We start from the raw sequence: 21,884 nt of genomic DNA, 5'->3' as shown, positions 1-21,884 counted from the left end.
ATTTGTTTCTCCAATCGATCAAATATGGATCGCATCACGTCGGCCGAAGTGTTTGTGGCGATCGTCGATCGCGGCAGCCTGAGCGCCGCCGCAGAAGGGCTCGACATGTCGCGGGCGATGGTCACGCGTTATCTGGCGCAGATGGAGGCGTGGTCCGGCGCCCGGCTGCTGCATCGAACCACGCGCCGCATCGGCCTGACGCCGGCCGGTGAAGCGACGCTCGCGCGCTGCCGCCAGATGCTGGAAATCGCTTCACAGATGGCCGTGGCGGATGGCCCCGAAGCCGATATGCCGCGCGGGCTCCTGCGCATTGCCTGCGCGCAATCCCTGGCGCAGCAGACCTTGAGCGCGGCGGTGACTGCCTACCTGCGGCGCTATCCGCAAACGGCGGTCGATCTGGTGGTCGACAACCGCACCATCAACCTTGTGGAAGAGCGCATCGACCTGGCCGTGCGTATTACCAACGACCTCGACCCGAACCTGATTGCGCGGCCGCTGGGCGTGTGCGAATCCGTCGTGGTGGCGGCACCGTCGTACCTGGCCGCGCACGGCACACCGCGGCGCGTGGAAGACCTGGCCGTTCACAACTGCCTGACATATTCGTACTTCGGCAAAAGCCTGTGGAAGTTCACGGACGCGAAGACAGGCGCCCCGTCCGACGTGCCCGTGGGCGGCAATCTGAGTGCGAATGAATCGATGGTGTTGCTGACAGCGGCACGAGAGGGCGCGGGCATTGCGTTGCAGCCCGTGTTTGCTGCCGCGCCGCTGATCGCCAGCGGGCAACTCGTGCGCCTGCTGCCTGAGCACGCGCCCCAGGCGCTGGGTATTCATGGCGTGTACAGCTCGCGCAGGCAGATGCCGGTAGCGCTGCGGGCGATGCTCGATTTTCTGGTGGACTGGTTCAAGGTGCAGCCGAACGTCACGTGAGTCACGTGATCGGCCCGGAAGACTTCCTTCGTATCGCCAGCAGCCCCAACGCCAGCACGCAGAACACCGCTCCCGCGTGGAACGTTGCGGCTGCGCCGAGCTTGTCCCACAACAAGCCCGCCAGAACGCTGGCAGCCAACATCGCCAGCCCGCTCACCAGGTTGAACATGCCGTAAGCGGTGCCGCGCAAATCGGCCGGTGCAGTATCGGCGACCATGGTTGCCAGCAAACCTTGCGTGATGCCCATATGCACGCCCCACAACGCCACGCCCACGATGACCACGCTCCAATGGGCAGACACGCCCAGCACCACATCGGCGGCAATCAATACCACCAGCCCGAGCGCCAGGAGCTTCGTATGGCTCATGCGGTCTGAGAGCTTGCCGAACGGATACGCCGCCAGCGCATAGACCACGTTCATCGCCACCATGACCAACGGCACCAACGCGAGAGGAATGCCGCCTTGCTGTGCACGCAGGACCAGGAAGGCTTCGGAGAAGCGTGCGAGTGTGAAGACCGCGCCGATCATCACCACCCACCAGTACGCGCTATCTAATCGCTGGAGGTTGTCGCGGCGGATCGGGTTGTTGCGGCGGGCGCCGTTGCGGGTCTCGGGCTCGCGCAGGCCAAACATCAGCAGCGCTACGGATAACAGCCCAGGCACCACGGCCACCCAGAACACAGCGCGAAAATCATCGGCCCACAGCAGCATCAGCCCGACGGCCAGAAGCGGCCCCAGAAACGCGCCCACGGTATCGAGCGCCTGCCGCAGCCCGAAGGCCGCGCCGCGCAGCGCAGGTGGGGCAATGTCGGCGACCAGCGCATCGCGCGGCGCACCGCGGATGCCCTTGCCGACGCGGTCCAGCAGGCGCGCCGTCAGCACAATGCCCGCCGTGGGGGCCACGGCGAACAACGGTTTGGACAGCGCGCCCAGCGCATAGCCGAAGACCGCCAGGCCCTTGCGCCTGCCGAGGTAGTCGCTCAGCGTGCCAGAGAAGATCTTGACGATGAGCGCGGTCGACTCACCCAGGCCCTCGATCAGGCCGACCGACAAGGCGCTTGCCCCCAGCACCGACACCATGAACAGCGGCAGCAGGCTGTGGATCATCTCGGAAGCGATGTCCATCAGCAGGCTGACGCAGCCGAGCACCCAGATGCCGGCGGGAATCTGGCGCAGGCCGCCGGGCGGTTGGGCGTCGGTTGGGGAGGGTGCCATGGTTCGTTGCTTTCGCTTTGCGGCGGGCGTCAGGCGAACGGCGCAAAGAGGCTGTTGAGCTTGGCCCCGCTGGCGGCATCGCGCGCAAAGTTGAACGTGCCGGTGGTGCGCAGTTCTTCCGCGGCCCGCTGGAACGCGCCCATGGCCACGCGTGCAAGCGTGGCACCCACGCTGATGCGCTTGACGCCCAATTCCGTCAGTTCCGCCACGCTCAGGTTGCCGTCGGCAAAACCCATCAGCACATTGAGCGGACGATCGATCTCGCGCAGCACGGTGGCGATCTCGTCGCGCGTTTTCAGGCCCGGGGCGTAGAGCACGTCGGCGCCGGCGTCCTGGAAGGCCTGCAGGCGGCGGATCGTGTCGGCCAGGTCGTTGCGGCCGTGCAGGTGGTTTTCGGCGCGCGCGGTGAGCGTGAACGGAAACGGCAACGCGCGCGCAGCCTCCACCGCGGCACGCACGCGTTCCACCGATGCCTCCAGCGAATAGATCGGCGCATCTGCGCGGCCCGTGGCGTCTTCAATCGATCCGCCGACGATGCCGGTGGCGCCCGCCAGGCGGATGGTCTCGGCGACGGCTTCCGGCGCATCGCCAAAGCCGTTTTCCAGGTCGGCAGCCATGGGCACCTCCGTGGCGGCTGCCAGATCGGCCGCGTGGGCGAGGATGGTGTCACGGCCGACGCCATAGTCAGGCAGCCCGCGCGAGAACGCGAAGCCTGCGCTGGTGCTGGTCAATGCTTCAAAGCCAAGCGATGCCAGCAGCCGGGCCGAGCCCGGGTCCCACGGGTTGGGGATCACGAAGGTGCCGCTGCGCTCGTGCAGCGCGCGGAAGGCGTGAGCTTTTTCGATCTGGGTCGGCATGGGCTATCCGGTGTGAAGTGAATGGGGGTTGGACTGCACTGCTGCGGCACAGGCGAGCGCATCGTCCAGGCGGTCATTGCCCCAGAACATCGCGTCGCCGACAAAGAACATGGGAGCGCCAAAGATGCCACGAATCTGCGCGGCGTGCGTTTGCTCGCGCAGGCGGGGCTTGCTGGTGCCGGACTGTGTCTGCGTCAGGATGGCGTCGGCAGGCAAGCCGAGCGCCGTCAGTTCCTCGGCCACGGTCTCGGGCGTGTAAATGTCGCGGTCCTGGGCGAAATTGCGCGGCGTGTCACGCAAGTTCGGATGCGCCCGGCGCCTGTGTGGCCTGGGTTGCAGCTTCCGAGCAGATCCATGCGGCCACATCGCGCACATCGCGGCGCGGGTTCGGCTCGGACTGGATCAGCCAGTACGCATGCGTGTTGTGCACCCCAGGCGCGATGGTCGGTACGGTGACCAAGCGGCCGTCGGCCAGCAGCGGGGCGATCAGTTCCAGGCGCCCGAGCGCGATCCCCTGGCCGGCCACCGCCGCATGGATGATCTGGTCGTGCTGGTTGAAGCGCAGCACGGTGCGCGGTTTGGCGTGGCTCCAGCCCGCTGCAGCCAGCCAGTCGGTCCACTGGAGCCAGGGGCGGCGTAGGTCACGGTCGTCAAAATCGAGCAGCGTCAAGCCGGCAAACGCCTCGGCGGAATCCAGCGAGCGCAGCCCCAGCGACGGATGCGCGACCGGGGCAACGGTCTCCCCAAACAGCCGGATTGCGCCGGGCGGTGCATCGCCCGGTGGGCAATACCGGATGGCAAGCTCGATGCCTTCGTTCTTCAGGTCGACGAGGCGGTTGTTGGTGGCCACGCGCACGTCGATGTCGGGGTATTGCAATTGGAAGCGCGCCAGGCGCGGTAGCAGCCACAAGCCTGTGACGCCGATGCTGGCCGTGATCGTCACCGGCCGGCGTTCGGCCGCCACGCGGATGGCGCCAATGGCGTCCTGCAACTGCTGCACGGCACTGTCGGCGCTGCGGAACAGGCGTTCACCCTCAGGCGTGAACGCGATCGAGCGGTGGCCGCGCACCAGCAGCTTCACACCCAGCGCTTCTTCCAGCGCCGACACCTGCCGGCTTACAGCGGATTGCGTCAGGCACAGATCATCGGCCGCGAGCGTGATGCTCATGCGCCTGCCTACTGCCACGAAACCGCGCAGCAAGTCCAGGGAGGCCAACCTAACCAGGGGAGTCGACATGCGTTTTCCTCATGCAAGGCGTTCTCAAAGGTCAGTTGAGAACCCGGATATGGCGAAGTTTAATAAGCCATCAAGCGACATTCCAGCCAAACGCACATTCGGCACGCTTGCGAAGCGGGAATGTCAGTCATATCGGAGAAAAACGCATGACATCGAAATCTCTTACGCAATCGCCATGGTTGCCGGTGCTGGCCGGCGGGGCGGTGATCGGCCTTGCGCTGGGCATCCGCCACGTGCAAGGCCTCTTCCTCGTGCCGATCACAATGGATCACGGCTGGACGCGCGAAACCTTCGGCCTGGCGATCGCGTTGCAAAACCTCATCTGGGGCGTGGCACAGCCATTTGCGGGCATGCTGGCAGACCGCTACGGCGCGGCCAAGGTGGTCGTGGCAGGCGTCTTGGTTTATGCGCTTGGTTTGCTGCTGATGGCACATGCGGGTACGCCGCTGGGCTTCACGCTGTCGGCGGGCGGCCTGATCGGGCTCGGGTTGTCAGGCACGTCGTTCGGCGTGGTGTATGGCGCAATCAGCCGATTGACGCCGCCTGAGCGGCGCAGCTGGGCGCTGGGCGTGGCCGGTGCGGTGGGCGGTGTTGGCCAGTTCGTGATGGTGCCGACAGCACAGGGCTTGCTGAGCACGGTCGGCTGGGTAGCGGCGCTGCTCGTCATGGCAGTGGTCATGGCGATGTTCGCACCGCTCGCCGTGCCGCTGCGCGAGAAAACGTCGACTGCCACCGCACAGGAAGCGCACCAGAGCATGGGTTCGGCCATCCGCGAGGCCTTTTCCCACCGCGGTTTCTGGCTGCTGAATCTCGGTTTTCTGACGTGCGGCTTCCAGCTCGCCTTTATCGGTGCGCACATGCCGGCGTACCTGCTCGACAAAGGGCTCACCGGCCGGCACGGCATGGTCGCGCTCGCGCTGATCGCTGCCGCCAACATCGTCGGCACGTATTACTGCGGCGCGTTGGGCGGGCTGTTCCGGCGCAAGTATCTGCTGTCGTTGCTGTACCTGATTCGCACGGCGGCGATTGCGCTGTTCATCCTGCTGCCGCTGTCGCCGGCAACGTTGTATGCGTTTGCCATCGTGATGGGCTTGTTGTGGCTGGGCACGGTGCCGCTGACAAACGGGCTGCTGTCGCAGGTGTTCGGGGTGCGCTACATCGGCACGCTGTTCGGCTTCGTGTTCCTTGGCCACCAGATCGGCGCGTTCCTGGGCGTGTGGTTGGGCGGCGTGGTGTACGACCACCTGCATTCCTACGACGCGATCTGGTTTGGCGCGATGGCGCTCGGCGTGGTGGCCGCGCTGCTGCACTGGCCGATCGACGATCGCCAGCTCTTGCGCACGCCGGTGGCGCAACCCGCGTGAACGCACAGCTGAAAAGATGGATTGCCTGGGCGCTGGCAGCGGCCGGCGCCGCCCTGATCTTTGCGGCGTGGCTGTCGCCGGAGAATGCATTTTCATTTGTGACGTTGGCGTCCTTCTGCGGGTAGAGCGACGCACAAGCCCGATTTGTGAAACAATGTCGGGTTAATCACTAGTGGGCACTGGTACGGTTTGCGCGGGAATGACGTCGATTTTGCGGCGTTCGCCTGTGAATGCCACCGTTCAGACATGACTTACGCCGTCAAGGAAATTTTCTACACGCTGCAAGGCGAGGGTGCCAACACCGGCCGCGCAGCCGTCTTCTGCCGCTTTGCCGGCTGCAATCTCTGGAGTGGGCGCGAAGCCGATCGCGCCACCGCCGTCTGCCAGTTCTGTGACACCGACTTCGTCGGCACGGACGGCACGCAAGGCGGCAAATACACCACCGCCAACGCACTCGCCGATACCGTCGCCGCCGAATGGCCGGCCAGCGCCACGGGCGGCAAACCGCTCGTCATCTGCACCGGCGGCGAGCCGCTGCTGCAGCTCGACAAGCCGCTGATCGATGCGCTGCACGCACGTGGCTTCGAAATCGCCATCGAAACCAACGGCACCATCGCCGTACCGGAAGGCATCGACTGGGTGTGCGTGAGCCCCAAGATGGGCTCCGAACTCGTCGTCACGCGCGGCGACGAGCTGAAGGTGGTGATTCCGCAAGACGGACAGGACCTCGACGCATACGAACGGCTGGATTTCCAGCATTTCTTCCTGCAGGCCATGGACGGCCCGCTTGCCCGGCAGAATACGGCGGCAGCCGTTGAGCTGTGCCAGCGCCGACCGCGCTGGCGCCTGTCGCTGCAAACCCATAAGATGCTGGGCATCCGCTAAGGCGGGCCGCAGCACTTTGTCCCCGGTTTTCTGCCGGCTCCAGCCGTTTCGCGGCCCCTGCTGCCGCCACCTTGCCCCATGACCAAGACCGTTTCCATTACGCGCCGGCTCGAATTCGACGCCGGCCACCGCATCCCCGGCCATGCCGGCCAGTGCCGCAACCTGCACGGCCATCGCTACCAGCTCGAACTCACGCTTACCGGCGAAGTCCTGCACAACGACAAGGCTGCCGATGACGGCATGATCCTCGACTTCGGCGACGTCAAGCAGCTCGCCAACAAGCACCTCGTCGACCTGTGGGACCACGCTTTCCTCGTCTATCGCGGCGATACCAAGCTGGTCGAATTCCTGAACGATATGGAAGGCGGTCATAAGACCGTCGTGCTGAATGACGTGCCCACCGTCGAAAACCTCGCGCAGATTGCGTTCGACATTCTCGAGCCCGTGTTCCGCAACACGTTCGGGCACCATCTGCGCTTGTCCAAGCTCGTGCTGTACGAAACCCCGAACTGCTGGGCCGACGTCAAACTCGCGCGTCCGCACGAGCAGGATTGATTCGACAGCGCCGGATCGCATGACCACCCCGCACGTCCTCACCCCGCCCGCCGACATGTCCGCTCACGAGCGCGACGGCTACTGGATGCAGCAGGCGCTCGTGCAGGCCAAGTTCGCGTGGGGGCAGGGCGAGGTGCCGGTGGGCGCGGTGGTCGTGCGCGGCAACGAAATCGTCGGCGTGGGTTACAACGCCCCGATCGGCACGCACGATCCATCCGCGCATGCCGAAATGCGCGCCCTGCGCCAGGCCGCCGAGAACCTCGGCAACTACCGTCTGCCCGACTGCGAAGTCTTCGTGACGCTGGAGCCGTGCGTGATGTGCGCCGGCGCCATGCTGCATGCCCGCGTGGCGCGCGTCGTGTATGGCGCGCCCGACCCCAAAACGGGCGCCGCGGGCAGCATTCTCGACCTGTTTGCAGAAACGCGGCTGAACCACCAGACCGCGATCACCGGCAGCGTGCTTGCGCAGGAATGCGGCGACATGCTGCGCGCCTTCTTCGCCGAGCGCCGCGCGAGCCAGAAGGCCGCGCGCCTGGCGTCCACCGAACCCGACGAAACCGCGACATGATCACTGTCCGCCTGATTGCGCCTTCTGGTTATCCGAACGATGCGGCCATCGCCGAGCGCGGTGTGGCGGCGCTGGAAGCGCAGGGCTGCACGGTCGTCAACCGCGAGTGCCTGAGCCGGCAGCATCAGCGTTTTGCCGGCGGCGAACTCGCGCGGCTGGCCGACCTGAACCAGATCGGCACGGGCGGTGGTCAGGAAATCGCCATGGCAATCCGCGGCGGTTACGGCCTCACGCGCCTGCTGGACCATATCGACTTCATCGACATCGGCCGCCGCGCGCAGGCGACTGACGCCATCATCGTGGGTCACAGCGATTTCACGGTGTTCTCGCTGGCGTACCTGGCGGCCACGGGCGGCGTAACGTTTGCCGGCCCGCACGTATGCTCGGACTTCGGGCTGGAGAAGATCGACCCGTTCATGGTCGAGCACTTCTGGGGCATTTTGCGCAGCCCGACCTATGCGTTGCGCGTGGATGCGCCACAGCCCAGTAGCTGCGCGCGTCTGGGTCGCTACGCCGGCACGCTCTGGGGCGGCAACCTGGCCATGCTGTGCAGCTTGATCGGCACGCCGTATCTGCCAGAGATTCGCGACGGCATCCTGTTTGTTGAAGATATCAACGAGCATCCGTATCGCGTTGAACGCATGCTGCTGCAATTGCAGCAAGCCGGCGTGCTCGATGCCCAGCAGGCGCTGGTACTGGGCGATTTTTCTGGCTATCGCACCACGCCGTACGACGCCGGCTACGATTTCGACGCCATGCGCGATTACTTGGCCGAACGCCTGTCGATTCCGGTCGTCACAGGCTTGCCATTCGGCCATTGCCCGACCAAGGCGACGCTGCCGATTGGCGCACAGGCCGAGCTGGATGTCGACGCCACGGGCTTTACGCTGCACTTGTCGGGGTATCCGACACTGAAGGCATAAGCCCCCGGCCATCCGGGTCACGTCCGGGTGGTAAAATCTCAGGTTCCCCAAATGGCGTACGGCCAAGTGCTTGCCGCGCCAGATCACCGCTTTCCAAATCAAGGTTTCCACGTGCTTTCCACCGCCAACATCACCATGCAGTTCGGGCCCAAGCCCTTGTTCGAGAACATCTCGGTCAAGTTTGGCGAGGGCAATCGCTATGGCCTGATCGGCGCCAACGGCTGCGGCAAGTCGACCTTCATGAAGATCCTGGGCGGCGATCTGGAGCCGAGTTCCGGCAACGTGATCCTGGAACCGGGCGTGCGCCTGGGCAAGCTGCGCCAGGACCAGTTCGCCTACGAAGACATGCGCGTGCTGGACGTGGTGATGATGGGTCACACCGAAATGTGGGCCGCCGCACAGGAGCGCGATGCCATCTACGCGAACCCGGAAGCGACCGACGACGACTACATGAAGGCCGCCGACCTGGAGGCCAAGTACGCCGAATACGACGGCTACACCGCTGAAGCGCGTGCGGGTGAACTGCTGATGGGCGTGGGCATTCCGACCGACCAGCACAACGGCACGATGAGCAACGTCGCGCCCGGCTGGAAGCTGCGCGTGCTGCTGGCGCAGGCGCTGTTCTCGAACCCGGACGTGCTGCTGCTGGATGAGCCGACCAACAACCTCGATATCAACACGATCCGCTGGCTGGAATCGGTGCTCAACGAGCGCAATTCCACCATGATCATCATTTCCCACGATCGCCACTTCCTGAACTCGGTCTGCACGCACATGGCCGACATGGATTACGGCACGCTCAAGGTCTACCCGGGCAATTACGACGATTACATGGAAGCCTCCATGCAGGCGCGCGAACGCCTGCAGGCCGCCAACGCGCGGGCCAAGGAGCGCATCTCCGACCTGCAGGACTTCGTGCGCCGCTTCTCGGCCAACAAGTCCAAGGCACGCCAGGCTACGTCGCGCCTGAAGATGATCGACAAGATCAAGGTGGAAGACATCAAGCCGTCGTCGCGCCAGAACCCCTTCGTCCGTTTCGAGATGGAGAAGAAGCTGCACAACCTGGCGGTGGAAACCGAGAACGCACGCAAGACGTACGACCGCAAGATTTTCGATGGCCTGACCATGGCCGTGCGCGCGGGCGAGCGGATTGCAATCATCGGTGAGAACGGTGCGGGCAAGACCACGCTGCTGCGCTGCCTGCTGAACGGCGCCGTGAAGACCGGCGTACAGCGCGGCATCGAGGTCGACGGGGGCGCCGTCAAGTGGGCCGAGAACGCCAATGTCGGCTACATGCCGCAGGACACCTACGAAGAATTCCCCGAAGACCGCGACCTGATGGACTGGATGAGCCAGTGGACGCAGGCCGGCGACGATGACCAATCGCTGCGTGGCACGATGGGCCGCTTGCTGTTCTCGGCCGACGACATCAAGAAGAGCGTGAAGGTGCTTTCCGGTGGCGAGAAGGGCCGCATGATCTGGGGCAAGCTGATGCTGGGCCGTCACAACGTTCTGGCACTCGACGAGCCGACCAACCACATGGACATGGAATCCATTGAGTCGCTGCAGATCGCGCTGGACAAGTACGAAGGCACGTTGATCTTCGTGTCGCATGACCGCGAGTTGATCAGCGCCCTGGCCACGCGCGTGATCGAAGTGCGCCCGAACGGCACGCTGACCGACTACCTCGGTACCTACGACGAATACCTGCAGAGCCAGGGCGTCGAAGTCTGAGCGCCGATTCTCTGCCGTGACCAAGGGGCCGCCAATGTGCGGCCCTTTGTATTTGGTATTCGCCCAAGCGGCAAGCGCGAGCCACTAAAGGCAGCTATCTATGAAAAAACCGACTTGATTCCATGATTTTTTATCGCCATCGGAATGCACTACCGTCGCTACACTGGGGCTGCATATCACAGTGAACAGGCCGAAAACTGCGGACCAGGCGCCGCGCGTCACACCAAGAAGCGCCAAACGCAGGCCCGGCGAAGTACCCAGGAGACGAGATGACCTCTGATATTGGCGGCCGCATTCGGTTGCAATCCCTGCTCGACAAAGTGGTGTCTGCGGACGAAGCCGCAGCCCTGATCCGCGACGGCATGACGGTCGGCATGAGCGGTTTCACCCGTGCCGGCGACTGCAAAGCCGTGCCGTTTGCCCTAGCCCGACGCGCGGCGCACGAGCCGCTGCGCATTACCCTCATGACGGGCGCCTCGCTGGGCAACGACATCGACAAGGTGTTGGCCGAAGCCGACGTGATTGCCCGTCGCCTGCCGTTCCAGGCCGATGCCACGCTGCGGCGCAAGATCAACGCAGGCGAGGTCATGTTCATTGATCAGCACCTGTCGGAGACCGTCGAGCAACTGCGTTCGCGGCAGATTGCACCACTGGATGTGGCGGTTGTCGAAGCCACGGCCATCACGGAGAGCGGCGGCATTGTGCCGACCACGTCGGTGGGCAATTCCGCAAGTTTTGCGGTGCTGGCGAAACAGGTGATCGTCGAGATCAACCTGAACATGCCCGCGAATCTGGAAGGGCTGCACGATATCTTCTTCCCGGTTCAGCGGCCCTATCGCCAGCCGATTCCGCTCATTGCGGCGGAGCAGCGCATCGGCGTGCCGGCCATCCCGATCGATCCGCGCAAGATCGCCGCCATCGTCATCACAGGGCAGGACGACAGCCCATCCAACGTGCTGCCGCCCGATGCCGAGACCAACGCCATTGCCGGGCATCTGAACGCGTTTCTGGCGCGCGAGGTGCGCACGGGCCGCCTTTCGCCCACGCTGCAGCCATTGCAGGCGGGTATCGGAACCATCTCCAACGCGGTCCTGCATGGCTTCATCGACTCGCCGTTCCATGACCTCAAGATGTACTCCGAGGTCTTGCAGGACAGCTCCATCGAGCTGCTCGACTCGGGCAAGCTGGCGTTTGCCTCGGCTTCGTCGATCACGCTGTCGCGCCCGGTCTACAAGCGGTTCCTGACGGAACTCGAGCGCTACAAGGCGCGCGTGGTTCTGCGGCCGCAGGAGATCAGCAACCACCCCGAAGTGATCCGCCGGCTGGGTCTGATCACCATCAATACCGCGCTGGAATGCGATATCTACGGCAACGTCAATTCGACGCACGTGGGCGGTACGCACATGATGAACGGCATCGGCGGCTCGGGCGACTTTGCGCGCAACGCGCATCTGTCGGTTTTCGTGACCAAGTCGTTGGCCAAGGACGGCGATATTTCGAGCATCGTTCCGATGGTCTCCCATGTGGACCACACCGAGCACGACGTCGACATCATCGTCACCGAACATGGGTTGGCTGATCTGCGAGGGCTGGCGCCGCGCGAGCGTGCTGTTCAGATCATCGGCAACTGTGCAGACCCTCGCTACCGCGAGCTGCTGCGCGACTACGTTGTGCGCGCGCAGCGGCGCGGCGGGCATACCCCGCATCTGCTGGAAGAGGCGTTGGCTTGGCATGTGCGCTTCCGCGATCAGGGCTCGATGGCCCCGGCAGATTCTATGGATGAGAGCCAGCCCCTGGAACCCGCTCTCAGCGCTTGAAGCTTGGGCGCCGCTGCTCAGGCGCCCAGCACTTCCTCGCACGTCGCGAGCCACGCACGAGCGGCGTGGGAAAGATAGCGGCCCGGCGACCGCAGGTGCGCGAGCGCCCATTCCATGTCGGGAGCGGTCAAGCGCGCCACAGCCAGCTTGTCACGGTTCGCAAGATTGGCCACCAGCGGCTGTGGCAAGAAAGTCGTGCCCAGTCCCGCAGCCGCCATCGAGGCGAGGAATTCCCAGTGCCCGCTCTGCGCAGCGATGTGCGGCTCGATGCGGGCTTCAAGAAAAGCCTGCCGCAGCTTGCGCGTGAGCGAGAAATCCTCAGCCAGCAACAGCAGCGGTTCGTCACGCAGCGCCGAGAGGCTGACGGTCTTGCCCTTGGCCCATTTCGCTTTGCGCGGTCCCACCACCCAGATCGGATACTTTGCAAACTGCCGCGTAGCGAGTTCGAGGCCGCTGTCCCCGGGCAGAACCGTGGCGCCCACCTCCAGCTCACCACTGGCCACCTGCTGTTCCACTGTCTTGCCGCCGTACTCGGCCAGGTTCAGTGCCAGATTGGGATAGCGCTGTCGAAATGCGCTTACCACGGGCGAAAAGAACAGGTTCACCATCGGCGGAATGCCGACCGTGAGTTCACCCCGTCCAAGCGAAGACAGGTCGGCCACTTCAAGTGTCAGCCTGTGCACCACACCGAGCGTTTCCTGGCCGCGCGCATACACGACACGGCCTACGTCGGTGAGCCGCACCTGCCTGCCTTCGCGGATCAGCAGCGGCTGGCCAACCTCGTTTTCCAGCTGACGCACCATCTTGCTGATGGTGGACTGTGTTACCGAGAGCGAACTCGCCGCTTGCGTGAAGCTCCGCAGCCGCGCGGTTTCTACGAAGTAACGAAGGGCTCGGATATCGATGGGCACGGGCAGCCTTTTGCCATGAAGCACGCGAATGGGATTCGCCATGGTAATGAAGTTTTCCCATTCCGCGACGCGGAGACCTCAATATCTGATGGACGCTCGTATTCAACGGCGCTCGAAAGAAAAAGGCGGTTCACGCGACCGCCTTTTATGGAGTCCAGGATGCGTTGCAGTCAGCTTGTTGCTTCGTCGATCAGCAGATCGAGCTGGGCGATCACGTTGCTGGTGTCAGGCTCGCCACGCGTTTTGCCGAGGGCGGCCTTGAGCGTGTCGCGCAGGGCGACGAGTTCCGCGACGTTGCTGGCTTTCTCCACCTTCATCTCAAGCAGATAACCGCGCAGGCCGAGATACCGGCTGATGGTTTCGGTATAGAAGCGATAGAGGCGTTGATAGCCCTCGGCGGTCGGCTCTTTTGAAGTTGCTGCCGGGGCAGGGCCTGTCGCTGGTGCCGCCTTCACGGTGGTGGCTCCGGGCACGTGCGTACGGATATACCCGGCGTTCTCGAGCTCGTCAAACACGGCTTGCGTCATGCCCAGAGGTTGCAGCTGGACGAGGATGTCGTCGCAGGTTTTTTCGCCGTTGATCATCAGAAGGACCGCGCGGTGACGCTGGTCAAGGTGATTCGCACGTGTGCGGATCTCATCCTGACCTTTTTCGGTCTTCTGGTAGATGGTGGTGGTCATGCTGTCTCCCTCGGCCGGCGCGTCTGCAGCGCGCGCTCTGCTGGCTCTACAATAGACCGATCATAACCGCCCGGGGGCGACGTGGGCCTCAGTCGCAACCCGGATAGCACAACGCGCAAATCGCGCATCCACCAGAGCGAGACGACCGACGATGCAGCAACGCGACAAGCTTTTCATCAATGGCAAGTGGGTGGCGCCGCAGGGCAAGGGCGTCATTGAAGTGATTCATTCGGCCACTGAAGCCGTGATGGGAACCATTCCCGAAGGCAGCGCGGCCGATGCGGAAGCCGCCGTGGCAGCGGCCCGCGCCGCATTTGATGACTGGGCTGCCACGCCCGTTGCCAAGCGCGCCGAATACATCCAGAAGATTGCCGACGGCCTGCAGGCCCGCAGCGAAGAGCTGGCGCAGTTGATTGCCGGCGAAGTCGGCATGCCGGTCAAGCTGGCGCGTGCCATCCAGGTGGGCGGCCCGGTCTATAACTGGGGCAATTTCGCCAAGCTGCTCAGCACGTTCGAGTTTGAAGAACACGTTGGCAACTCGCTGGTGGTGCGCGAGCCGGTGGGTGTGGTGGGCGCCATCACGCCGTGGAACTACCCGCTGAACCAGATCACGCTGAAGGTCGCGCCCGCGTTGGCCGCGGGGTGCACGGTGGTGCTCAAGCCGTCGGAAGTGGCGCCGCTCAACGCCTTCGTGCTGGCGGAGGTCATTGAAGAAGCCGGTCTGCCGCCGGGCGTGTTCAACCTTGTCACCGGCTATGGCCCGGTGGTGGGTGAAGTGCTCGCAAGCGACCCGGATGTCGACATGGTGTCGTTCACGGGCTCGACGCGTGCAGGCAAGCGTGTGGCGGAACTGGCATCGCAGTCGGTCAAGCGCGTGGCGCTGGAGCTGGGCGGCAAATCGGCCTCGGTGATCCTGGATGATGCGGACCTGGCATCGGCGGTCAAGGGCACGCTGTCGGCGTGTTTCCTGAACTCTGGGCAGACGTGCTCGGCGCACACCCGCATGCTGGTGCCGCGCGCGAAGTATGAAGAGGTGAAGGCGCTGGCCGCGCAGTTTGCTGCTGCCTACGTGCCGGGCGATCCAGCGCAGGAAAACACGCGCCTCGGGCCGCTCATTTCTGCCGTGCAGCGCGACCGCGTGCTCGGCTACATCCGCAAGGGCCTGGAAGAGGGCGCAGAACTCATTACCGGCGGCGCCGACACGCCGGAGGGCCTGCCGACCGGTTACTTCGTCAAGCCGACGGTGCTCGGCAACGTCAAGACCACCGACACCGTGGCGCGCGAAGAAATATTCGGCCCCGTGCTCACGGTGATCTGTTACGACGACGAGGAAGAGGCCGTTCGCATCGCCAACGACAGCATCTACGGCCTGGGCGGCGGGGTGTGGTCGGGCGACGAGGCGCGGGCGATTCGCGTGGCGCGGCGCATCCGCACGGGTCAGGTGAACATCAACGGCGGGCCGTTTAACATGCAGGCGCCGTTTGGTGGCTACAAGCAGTCCGGCCACGGGCGCGAGAACGGCAAGTACGGCCTGGAGGAGTTCCTGGAGTACAAGGCGATGCAGCTCAATCCGGCGAAGACCGCCTGATCTGCCCACATGGGGCCCCAACAAAAAACCCGGCTTCGGCCGGGTTTTTTGCATCTGAAGCGCGGTGCCTACTTGCGGCTGCCGTCGGCGTTGTAGCCCTGGGCGGTGCCTTCGGCCAGGATGCGCGTCCAGACCGTGTTGCGTTCTTCGTCTGTCATGAACACCCAGTTGCTGACTTCCAGCTGCGTGCGCCCGCAGCCTTGGCAGACCTCGTCGAAGAGCGTCGAGCAGATGCCGATGCAGGGGCTGTCTGGGCGGCCCAGCAGGGTGCTGTCGGAAGCACTGGTTGCGTCGTCTGGCATGGGGCTGAATGCGGTCGATTCGGTCATGGCCGCTATTTTACCGGCTTCGGCCGGGCGTCAGTTGCGCGCAGGGTTGCCCGTGCGCTGGCTGACGTGATCCGCTGCGGCAGATAGCGCCAGCGCTGAATTCACGAGCGCGATATGCGAAAACGCTTGCGGGAAGTTGCCAACCAGCCGTTTCACGCGCGGGTCGTATTCTTCGGCCAGCAGGCCGACGTCGTTGCGCAGTGCCAGCAGCTTGGTGAAGAGCGCGTGAGCCTCGTCCTGGCGGCCTTGCAGGACGAGGTTGTCGACATACCAGAAGCTGCAGGCGAGAAATACGCCTTCGCCCTGGGGCAGGCCATCGGTTACGGCTTCGGTGCGATAGCGGCGCACGAGACCATCAACAAGCAGGTCTTCTTCGATGGCCTTGACCGTGCCCTGGATGCGCGGGTCAGACGCCGGCAGAAAGCCGACGAGCGGCAGCATCAGGAGCGCGGCGTCCAGCTCGTCGCCACCGTAACTCTGTACGAAGCAGTCGCGCGTGGCGTTGTAGCCGTGGGCACAGACCTCCGCGTGAATGCGGTCGCGCACGGCGCGCCAGTGCTCTGCTGGGCCATCCACGTTGAATTGCTCGATGGTTTTGACGGCGCGGTCGAACGCGACCCATGCCATGACCTTGGAATGCGTGAAATGGCGCGAAGGGCCGCGGACCTCCCAGATGCCTTCGTCTGGCGTCTGCCAGATGCTTTCCAGATGCGTCATCAGCGCGACCTGCAAGCGCCACGAGGCTTCATCGCCATCCAGGCCGCCTTTGCGGGCGATGAAGAGGGCGTCCATCAGTTCGCCGTACACGTCGAGCTGGAGTTGCATCGCGGCCGCATTGCCCACGCGCACGGGTTGCGCGCCTTCGTAGCCTGGGAGCCAGGGAACCGTCCACTCGCCCAGGCGCCGTTCGCCGGCAATGCCGTACATGATCTGCACCTGTGCCGGGCTGCCGGCGATTGCGCGTTCGAGCCATTGTCGCCACGAGCGCGCCTCGTTGTAGTAGCCCGCGTTCATGAGCGCGAGCAGCGTGAGGGTGGCGTCGCGCAGCCAGCAGTAGCGGTAGTCCCAGTTGCGCACGCCGCCGAGTTGCTCAGGCAGCGACGTTGTGGGCGCGGCCACGACGCCGCCGGTGCGGTGATACGTCAGTGCCTTGAGTGTGATGAGCGAGCGCTCGACGGCTTCTGTCCATGGGCCTGCACCGTGGCAGCGGCCGGACCACGCACGCCAGCGCGCCTCGATGTCGACCTGGGCTTCAAGCGCGTCGATCGATGCCGGTAATGGCAGATGCGAGGGCGAATGCGTGAGCACAAATGGCACCGCTTCACCTTCGCGCACGGTGAAATCCGCCACGGTGGAGAGGTTCTCGCCACGGATCGGGGCAGGGGTGCGCAGCGTCGTCATGTTGGGCCCCGCCACGGCTCGAAGCACGCAATCGGGCATGTCGCACGGGCCGTCAGCCGGCGCCCCCGTGACTTCGGACACGCGGCTGACCCACGGTATCGACGCGCCGTAGTCGAACCGCAGCGTGAGGTCCATGCGCATGTCGACGGTACCGGAGAGCCCCCGCACGATACGGATGAGGTCTGAGGTGTCGTCCCGTGCGCCAGCGGTGCCCGGCAGGCGGGCGGTCATCAGGTCGGTCACGCTGGCGGAACCGGTGTCGGTCTCGAATACGGTTTCCAGCACCAGCGTGCCTGGCAGGTAGCGCCGGCGCGTGGCGCGAGCCTCGCCTTTCGGCGCGATGCGCCATCGGCCGTGGTCCGGCGTGCCGAGCAGCGCGGCAAAACAAGCGCCTGAATCGAACCGCGGCCAGCACAGCCAATCGATGGACCCGTCGCGCGAAACCAGTGCCGCGGTTTCGCAATCGCCAATCAACGCGTAATCTTCGATTTTTGAGGGCATTGCACTCCACTCCAAGCACTTCAACGAGGCCGTGACCATGCATGACAGCACCCGCATCCTGCTTGAATACAACGCCGGGCGTGATCCCGAAAGACTCACCCGCAAGCTGGATGCCATCGCCGCCGACCCGTTTTCATTCTTTCGCGGCACCAACAACCTGTATGCCGCGTCGCTGGCCGACGCTGCCTTGCTGCACGACGCGCCCCGCACGCTGGTCTGCGGCGACCTGCACCTTGAAAACTTCGGCAGCTTCAAGGGCGACAACGGCCTCGTCTACTTCGACATGAACGACTTTGACGAAGCGCTGGCCGCGCCGTTCACGGTCGACCTGGTGCGCGTGCTGTCCAGCCTGCAGGTGGCGTCCTTCAGCTGGAAACTGGCCGATGAAGATGCTCACAACCTGTGCCGGCGCTTTCTCGACACGTATGCGGCCGCGCTGGTTGACGGCAAGCCGCGCTGGGTCGAGCGGGCGACCGCCACGGGCATCGTGCGCGATCTGCTGCGTGCCTTGCGCAAGCGCAACCGTGTGGCCTACCTGGCGCAGCGCACCGTGCGCAGCGGCAACCGCATCTCGCTGCGCATTGATGGGCGCCGCACATTGCGTGCCAGCAAGGACGAGGCCCGCCGCGCACGACGCATCCTCGAGGCGTATGGCCAGCAGGGCAACGGCCAGCGTTTCATTGCCATCGACGTCGCACGGCGGATTGCTGGCACGGGCAGTCTCGGGCTTGAACGCTATTCCGTGCTCGCTCGCCCTGAAAACGACCCGACCACGCTGCGCCTGATCGACATCAAGATCTCCATTCCAAGTGTCTGGGACGATGTGCTGGGCAGCGCCTGCAGCGTGGCCCCTTGGCGTAGCGAGGCCGGGCGCGTCGTCGATATCCAGCGCATTTCGCAGGCCATTTCGCCAGCACTGCTGCGCGGCGTCGTTTATGGCGCCAAGGGCGAGAAACCGAAGTCGTACGTCGTCAAAAGCCTGCAACCGACCGCCGATCGCGTCGCGCTAGGCTCGGGCAAGAACGTGGTCGCCAACCTGGACGATGCACTGCAGACCATGGCTCGCGTGGCAGCGTGGTGCCATCTGCGCGGCTGTGGCCGGCATGGGACGGATCTCGTGGAAAAGGTGCAGGACTATGCGGCTGGCACGGCCTGGCGCAAATCGGCGCTGAAGCTGGCCGCGCATGGCAGAGACGTGTCGCTCAAGCAATGGGCTGAGTTTGCTGAGGACTATCGTCAAGCGCGCGGTGGCAAGGCTGCTTAAGTGCGCGATGGCGCGCCATTGACGTCAGGCGCGCGATTCATATTTGAAGTCCCTCGGAGATCACAATGAAGAACCTCGACAATCCATCACATGATCGCGAGGTGGGCGTCGCCGACGCGACGCAAGACACGACGCGCATCGACGACACCCGCATCGGCGCGGTGCGTCCGCTGATTTCTCCTGCGCTGTTGCTGGACGAATTGCCCGTGCCTGCCGATACGCAGGCGCTCGTTGAAGACACCCGCCGGGCCATCAGCAACATCTTGCACGGCCGCGACGACCGGCTGCTGCTCATCGTCGGGCCGTGCTCGATCCACGATCACGACCAGGCGCTCGATTACGCGCGCCGCCTCAAGGCTGCGGCTGATGCACTGAAGGACGACCTGCTGATCGTGATGCGCGTCTACTTTGAGAAGCCGCGCACGACGGTCGGTTGGAAGGGGTACATCAACGATCCGCGGCTGGACGGCAGCTTCCGTATCAATGAAGGGCTGCGCGCTGCGCGGCAACTGCTGCTCGACGTCAACGCGCTCGGTCTGCCTGCAGCAACTGAATTCCTTGATCTGCTGAGCCCGCAATACATCGCGGACCTCATCGCGTGGGGCGCGATCGGCGCGCGCACGACGGAAAGCCAGAGCCATCGACAGCTCGCGTCGGGCCTGAGTTGCCCGATCGGTTTCAAGAACGGCACCGACGGCGGCGTGCAGGTTGCGTCGGACGCAATCATCGCGGCCCGCGCCAGCCACGCGTTCATGGGCATGACCAAGATGGGCATGGCCGCGATCTTCGAGACGCGCGGCAATGACGACGCGCACGTGATCCTGCGCGGCGGCAAGAGCGGGCCGAACTACGACAGCGAGCACATCGAGGCGACCTGCGCGGCGCTGCGTGCGGCAAAGTTGCGCGAACAGGTGATGGTCGACTGCTCGCACGCGAATTCAAACAAATCGCATGAACGGCAGATCGAGGTTGCACAGGATCTCGCGCGGCAGTTGTCGCAGGGGGAGCACCGGATCGTCGGCGTGATGGTCGAAAGCCACCTCGAAGCGGGCCGCCAAGATCTGAAGCCGGGTGTGCCGCTCAAGTACGGCGTATCGATCACCGACGCGTGCCTGAGCTGGACGCAGACTGAGCCCGTGCTCGACATACTCGCTGAGGCTGTGCGGCATCGGCGCGCGTATTCGTACGACGGGTGATGTGATGGCGGCGGTTCAGGTTCAGGGTTGTCGCCTTGTGCCTATTGCTGATGTGGCTCGGCGCCTCGCTCGCCGTTTCCATGATGGCCAGCCGCCGCACATTCGCATGCGGTTCGGCCCAGTACTGTGTTTCGGCACCGAACCGGGTGATCGGCACGTCCTCCAACGGGCACTCGGCAATCACGAAACTGCCCAAGAGACGAGGCGGGCTGCAGGGATGTATTCGCCTCTTCGCCCTTAAGTTGATCGATTGCGCGGCCGATAGTGCTGAGGTAGCCGGCCGCCCGGCGCGATGGTCGCGCCCGCGTGAAGAGCCGCGCACACTACTCTCGCCGCGCCCATGTCCGCTCGCCTGACCATCCGCACCCGCCTGGTGCTTTCGGTTTCCATTCTGTTTCTGCTTGCCTTGCTGATTGGCGTGGCTGGCCTGCTCGGCCTGCGCGGCGCCAACCATGCGCACGAGGAAACCTTCACCAATCAGTTTCCGTCTGCGCTCGCGCTTGGCGAGTCTGATCTGAGCCTCACGCGCGCCCGCACGGCCCTCGACAAGGCCATGCTGTATCCGAACGACAAGGGCGCGATGAAGTTGCTCGATCGTACCGAAGAGCTGATCGCACGCTCGGATGAAGCGTGGAAGAAATACCTGACGCTGCCCCGCAGCGAAGAAGAGGACCGCCTGGCCAAAGAGGTTGCCATCACGCGCGAAGCCGCGGCCGGCAGCCTGCGCGACATCATCAAGGCGCTACGCGCTGGCGACCGCGCGACGGCCGACGACATCATGGAAAAGCGCGTGTCCAACGCTTTCCGCGATTCCAACGACAAAAGCCTGGTGTTGAGCAAGAAGCAGCTCGGCTTTTCCAAGGCCAACTACGACGAATCCCAGGAAGCCTACGCACGTTTTCGCGTAATCGTGACGGCGGCCATTCTCGTCGCCCTGGTGGTCGCACTCTGGTGCGCCTGGTCGTTGCTGCGTGCGATTGTGGAACCGCTGAACGCTGCGCTGGCGCAGTTCGACCGCATTGCCGCCGGTGACCTCACGCAGCCGGTGCGCGTCGACCGCAAGGATGAAATGGGCCGCCTGCTGGAGGGCCTGGCCCGTATGCAGACAGCGCTGACCGACACGGTGCGCCGCGTGCGCACCGGCTCCGAATCCATCGGCGCCGCCACCAAGCAGATTGCCGCAGGCAATGCAGACCTGTCGCAACGCACGGAAGAGCAAGCCAGCTCGCTGGAAGAAACCGCTTCGAGTATGGAAGAAATGACTTCCATCGTGCGCCAGAACGCCGACAACGCGCGCCAGGCCAGCCAACTGGCCGACAGCGCCTCGGAAGTTGCCAGCCAGGGCGGCGCTGTTGTGACCGATGTGGTGGCGACCATGCGCGAGATCAGCGCGTCGTCGCGCACGGTGTCGGAAATCATCGGCGTGATTGACGGCATTGCGTTCCAGACCAACATCCTTGCACTCAACGCTGCCGTAGAAGCCGCGCGCGCCGGCGAACAAGGCCGCGGCTTTGCCGTGGTGGCCGGTGAGGTGCGCAACCTCGCGCAGCGCAGCGCCGCAGCCGCGAAAGAAATCAAGGAAATGATCGAGGCGTCGCTGTCCAAGGTCGAGACCGGCAGCGCGCTGGCCGAACGCGCAGGCAGCACGATGGAAGACATCGTGTCGTCCATCCGCCGCGTGACCGACATCATGGGCGAAATTGCCGCCGCCTCGAACGAGCAAAGCTCCGGCATCGAACAGGTCAACAAGGCCGTCACGCTGATGGACGAAGCCACGCAGCAGAACGCGGCGCTGGTGGAGCAAGCCGCAGCCGCGGCTGAATCGCTGGAGGAGCAGGCCCAAGCCTTGAACGCCGCCATCGCCGCATTCCGCCTCGCCTGATATTGGCCCCGTCGATGCACGGGGCACGCTAAAGACTTAAGACTTGCCT

General features: G+C 64.5%; 19 protein-coding genes and 1 pseudogene. 12 read left to right on the top strand and 8 right to left on the bottom strand.

The features are described 5' to 3' along the window. Window positions 1–24: 24 nt before the first annotated feature. The gene (locus ACEN9T_RS17630) at window positions 25–927 is read left to right on the top strand and encodes a LysR family transcriptional regulator (protein WP_413706635.1); all 903 of its coding nucleotides are present in this window, start codon (window positions 25–27) and stop codon (window positions 925–927) included. 1 nt (window position 928) lies between these two features. On the opposite strand, the gene ACEN9T_RS17625 is transcribed toward ACEN9T_RS17630, so the two are convergent. The 4 genes and pseudogenes from ACEN9T_RS17625 to ACEN9T_RS17610 all read right to left on the bottom strand — a co-directional run bounded on the left by ACEN9T_RS17625 (window position 929) and on the right by ACEN9T_RS17610 (window position 4,237). Continuing rightward, entirely contained in the window at window positions 929–2,143 is a 1,215-nt protein-coding gene (locus ACEN9T_RS17625) for an MFS transporter (RefSeq protein ID WP_413706634.1), read from the bottom strand. A 29-nt stretch (window positions 2,144–2,172) separates the two neighbouring features. After that, window positions 2,173–3,000 carry an isocitrate lyase/PEP mutase family protein gene (locus ACEN9T_RS17620; protein ID WP_413706633.1) on the bottom strand — a complete coding sequence of 276 codons (828 nt, stop codon included), beginning with the start codon at window positions 2,998–3,000 and terminating at the stop codon, window positions 2,173–2,175. 3 nt (window positions 3,001–3,003) lie between these two features. Continuing rightward, window positions 3,004–3,285, bottom strand: a pseudogene (locus ACEN9T_RS17615) (DsbA family protein); the annotation flags it as partial. A gap of 7 nt (window positions 3,286–3,292) precedes the next feature. Beyond that, a complete protein-coding gene (locus ACEN9T_RS17610) occupies window positions 3,293–4,237 on the bottom strand; it encodes a LysR substrate-binding domain-containing protein (protein WP_413706632.1) in 945 nt (314 codons plus the stop codon). Between the two features lie 146 nt (window positions 4,238–4,383). Here ACEN9T_RS17610 and ACEN9T_RS17605 point away from each other — a divergent pair, with 146 nt between their 5' ends. The 7 genes from ACEN9T_RS17605 to ACEN9T_RS17575 all read left to right on the top strand — a co-directional run bounded on the left by ACEN9T_RS17605 (window position 4,384) and on the right by ACEN9T_RS17575 (window position 12,083). After that, window positions 4,384–5,601, top strand: coding sequence for an MFS transporter (locus ACEN9T_RS17605; protein WP_413706631.1), 1,218 nt, complete (start codon window positions 4,384–4,386; stop codon window positions 5,599–5,601). A 246-nt stretch (window positions 5,602–5,847) separates the two neighbouring features. Then, a complete protein-coding gene (queE, locus tag ACEN9T_RS17600; RefSeq protein ID WP_092970455.1) occupies window positions 5,848–6,486 on the top strand; it encodes a 7-carboxy-7-deazaguanine synthase in 639 nt (212 codons plus the stop codon). 78 nt (window positions 6,487–6,564) lie between these two features. Then, the gene (queD, locus tag ACEN9T_RS17595; protein WP_039595800.1) at window positions 6,565–7,041 is read left to right on the top strand and encodes a 6-carboxytetrahydropterin synthase QueD; all 477 of its coding nucleotides are present in this window, start codon (window positions 6,565–6,567) and stop codon (window positions 7,039–7,041) included. Window positions 7,042–7,060: 19 nt separating this feature from the next. Then, window positions 7,061–7,609 carry a tRNA adenosine(34) deaminase TadA gene (gene tadA / locus ACEN9T_RS17590; RefSeq protein ID WP_092970453.1) on the top strand — a complete coding sequence of 183 codons (549 nt, stop codon included), beginning with the start codon at window positions 7,061–7,063 and terminating at the stop codon, window positions 7,607–7,609. Next, window positions 7,606–8,532, top strand: coding sequence for a muramoyltetrapeptide carboxypeptidase (gene ldcA / locus ACEN9T_RS17585; RefSeq protein ID WP_413706630.1), 927 nt, complete (start codon window positions 7,606–7,608; stop codon window positions 8,530–8,532). Before tadA ends, ldcA begins: the two co-directional genes overlap by 4 nt. Before the next feature lie 111 nt (window positions 8,533–8,643). Continuing rightward, complete coding sequence (locus ACEN9T_RS17580) at window positions 8,644–10,266, top strand: ABC-F family ATPase (RefSeq protein WP_092970747.1); 1,623 nt, start codon at window positions 8,644–8,646, stop codon at window positions 10,264–10,266. A 269-nt stretch (window positions 10,267–10,535) separates the two neighbouring features. After that, window positions 10,536–12,083: an acetyl-CoA hydrolase/transferase family protein gene (locus ACEN9T_RS17575; RefSeq protein WP_413706629.1), complete on the top strand. Its 1,548-nt coding sequence runs from the start codon at window positions 10,536–10,538 to the stop codon at window positions 12,081–12,083. A 17-nt stretch (window positions 12,084–12,100) separates the two neighbouring features. Here the strand turns inward: ACEN9T_RS17575 and ACEN9T_RS17570 are convergent, their stop codons facing one another. Further along, window positions 12,101–12,994: a LysR substrate-binding domain-containing protein gene (locus ACEN9T_RS17570; RefSeq protein ID WP_413708469.1), complete on the bottom strand. Its 894-nt coding sequence runs from the start codon at window positions 12,992–12,994 to the stop codon at window positions 12,101–12,103. Window positions 12,995–13,164: 170 nt separating this feature from the next. Beyond that, window positions 13,165–13,674 carry a hypothetical protein gene (locus ACEN9T_RS17565; RefSeq protein ID WP_413706628.1) on the bottom strand — a complete coding sequence of 170 codons (510 nt, stop codon included), beginning with the start codon at window positions 13,672–13,674 and terminating at the stop codon, window positions 13,165–13,167. Between the two features lie 151 nt (window positions 13,675–13,825). Between ACEN9T_RS17565 and ACEN9T_RS17560 the strand changes: the two genes are divergently transcribed. After that, window positions 13,826–15,262, top strand: coding sequence for an aldehyde dehydrogenase family protein (locus ACEN9T_RS17560; protein ID WP_092970445.1), 1,437 nt, complete (start codon window positions 13,826–13,828; stop codon window positions 15,260–15,262). A gap of 68 nt (window positions 15,263–15,330) precedes the next feature. Here the strand turns inward: ACEN9T_RS17560 and ACEN9T_RS17555 are convergent, their stop codons facing one another. Both ACEN9T_RS17555 and ACEN9T_RS17550 read right to left on the bottom strand, forming a co-directional pair. Continuing rightward, window positions 15,331–15,591: a DUF1289 domain-containing protein gene (locus tag ACEN9T_RS17555; protein WP_392397983.1), complete on the bottom strand. Its 261-nt coding sequence runs from the start codon at window positions 15,589–15,591 to the stop codon at window positions 15,331–15,333. Between the two features lie 30 nt (window positions 15,592–15,621). Further along, window positions 15,622–17,493 carry a glycoside hydrolase family 15 protein gene (locus ACEN9T_RS17550; protein ID WP_413706627.1) on the bottom strand — a complete coding sequence of 624 codons (1,872 nt, stop codon included), beginning with the start codon at window positions 17,491–17,493 and terminating at the stop codon, window positions 15,622–15,624. Window positions 17,494–17,530: 37 nt separating this feature from the next. Between ACEN9T_RS17550 and ACEN9T_RS17545 the strand changes: the two genes are divergently transcribed. From ACEN9T_RS17545 to ACEN9T_RS17535, 3 genes are all read left to right on the top strand, one after another. Further along, window positions 17,531–18,757 (top strand): DUF2252 family protein, encoded by a 1,227-nt coding sequence (locus ACEN9T_RS17545; RefSeq protein WP_413706626.1) that lies wholly within the window; start codon window positions 17,531–17,533, stop codon window positions 18,755–18,757. Window positions 18,758–18,822: 65 nt separating this feature from the next. Then, on the top strand, window positions 18,823–19,953 hold the full coding sequence (locus ACEN9T_RS17540; RefSeq protein WP_092970439.1) for a 3-deoxy-7-phosphoheptulonate synthase: 1,131 nt from the start codon (window positions 18,823–18,825) through the stop codon (window positions 19,951–19,953). A gap of 340 nt (window positions 19,954–20,293) precedes the next feature. Then, window positions 20,294–21,835 (top strand): methyl-accepting chemotaxis protein, encoded by a 1,542-nt coding sequence (locus ACEN9T_RS17535; RefSeq protein WP_413706625.1) that lies wholly within the window; start codon window positions 20,294–20,296, stop codon window positions 21,833–21,835. Window positions 21,836–21,884: the final 49 nt, after the last annotated feature.

The sequence above is a fragment of the Ralstonia sp. Ralssp110 genome, assembly GCF_047325135.1.
GTDB classification, from domain to species: Bacteria; Pseudomonadota; Gammaproteobacteria; order Burkholderiales; family Burkholderiaceae; genus Ralstonia; species Ralstonia mojiangensis.
The sequence above is the reverse complement of the archived record's forward strand: the minus strand, read 5'-3'. Positions and strand labels throughout refer to the sequence as shown.

Bases quoted from the DNA above. Each gene is read 5' to 3' on its own strand.
- ACEN9T_RS17630 (WP_413706635.1), top strand. From the start codon at position 25: ATGGATCGCATCACGTCGGCCGAAGTGTTTGTGGCGATCGTCGATCGC.
- ACEN9T_RS17625 (WP_413706634.1), bottom strand. From the start codon at position 2,143: ATGGCACCCTCCCCAACCGACGCCCAACCGCCCGGCGGCCTGCGCCAG.
- ACEN9T_RS17620 (WP_413706633.1), bottom strand. From the start codon at position 3,000: ATGCCGACCCAGATCGAAAAAGCTCACGCCTTCCGCGCGCTGCACGAG.
- ACEN9T_RS17610 (WP_413706632.1), bottom strand. From the start codon at position 4,237: ATGTCGACTCCCCTGGTTAGGTTGGCCTCCCTGGACTTGCTGCGCGGT.
- ACEN9T_RS17605 (WP_413706631.1), top strand. From the start codon at position 4,384: ATGACATCGAAATCTCTTACGCAATCGCCATGGTTGCCGGTGCTGGCC.
- queE (WP_092970455.1), top strand. From the start codon at position 5,848: ATGACTTACGCCGTCAAGGAAATTTTCTACACGCTGCAAGGCGAGGGT.
- queD (WP_039595800.1), top strand. From the start codon at position 6,565: ATGACCAAGACCGTTTCCATTACGCGCCGGCTCGAATTCGACGCCGGC.
- tadA (WP_092970453.1), top strand. From the start codon at position 7,061: ATGACCACCCCGCACGTCCTCACCCCGCCCGCCGACATGTCCGCTCAC.
- ldcA (WP_413706630.1), top strand. From the start codon at position 7,606: ATGATCACTGTCCGCCTGATTGCGCCTTCTGGTTATCCGAACGATGCG.
- ACEN9T_RS17575 (WP_413706629.1), top strand. From the start codon at position 10,536: ATGACCTCTGATATTGGCGGCCGCATTCGGTTGCAATCCCTGCTCGAC.
- ACEN9T_RS17565 (WP_413706628.1), bottom strand. From the start codon at position 13,674: ATGACCACCACCATCTACCAGAAGACCGAAAAAGGTCAGGATGAGATC.
- ACEN9T_RS17560 (WP_092970445.1), top strand. From the start codon at position 13,826: ATGCAGCAACGCGACAAGCTTTTCATCAATGGCAAGTGGGTGGCGCCG.
- ACEN9T_RS17555 (WP_392397983.1), bottom strand. From the start codon at position 15,591: ATGACCGAATCGACCGCATTCAGCCCCATGCCAGACGACGCAACCAGT.
- ACEN9T_RS17550 (WP_413706627.1), bottom strand. From the start codon at position 17,493: ATGCCCTCAAAAATCGAAGATTACGCGTTGATTGGCGATTGCGAAACC.
- ACEN9T_RS17545 (WP_413706626.1), top strand. From the start codon at position 17,531: ATGCATGACAGCACCCGCATCCTGCTTGAATACAACGCCGGGCGTGAT.
- ACEN9T_RS17540 (WP_092970439.1), top strand. From the start codon at position 18,823: ATGAAGAACCTCGACAATCCATCACATGATCGCGAGGTGGGCGTCGCC.
- ACEN9T_RS17535 (WP_413706625.1), top strand. From the start codon at position 20,294: ATGTCCGCTCGCCTGACCATCCGCACCCGCCTGGTGCTTTCGGTTTCC.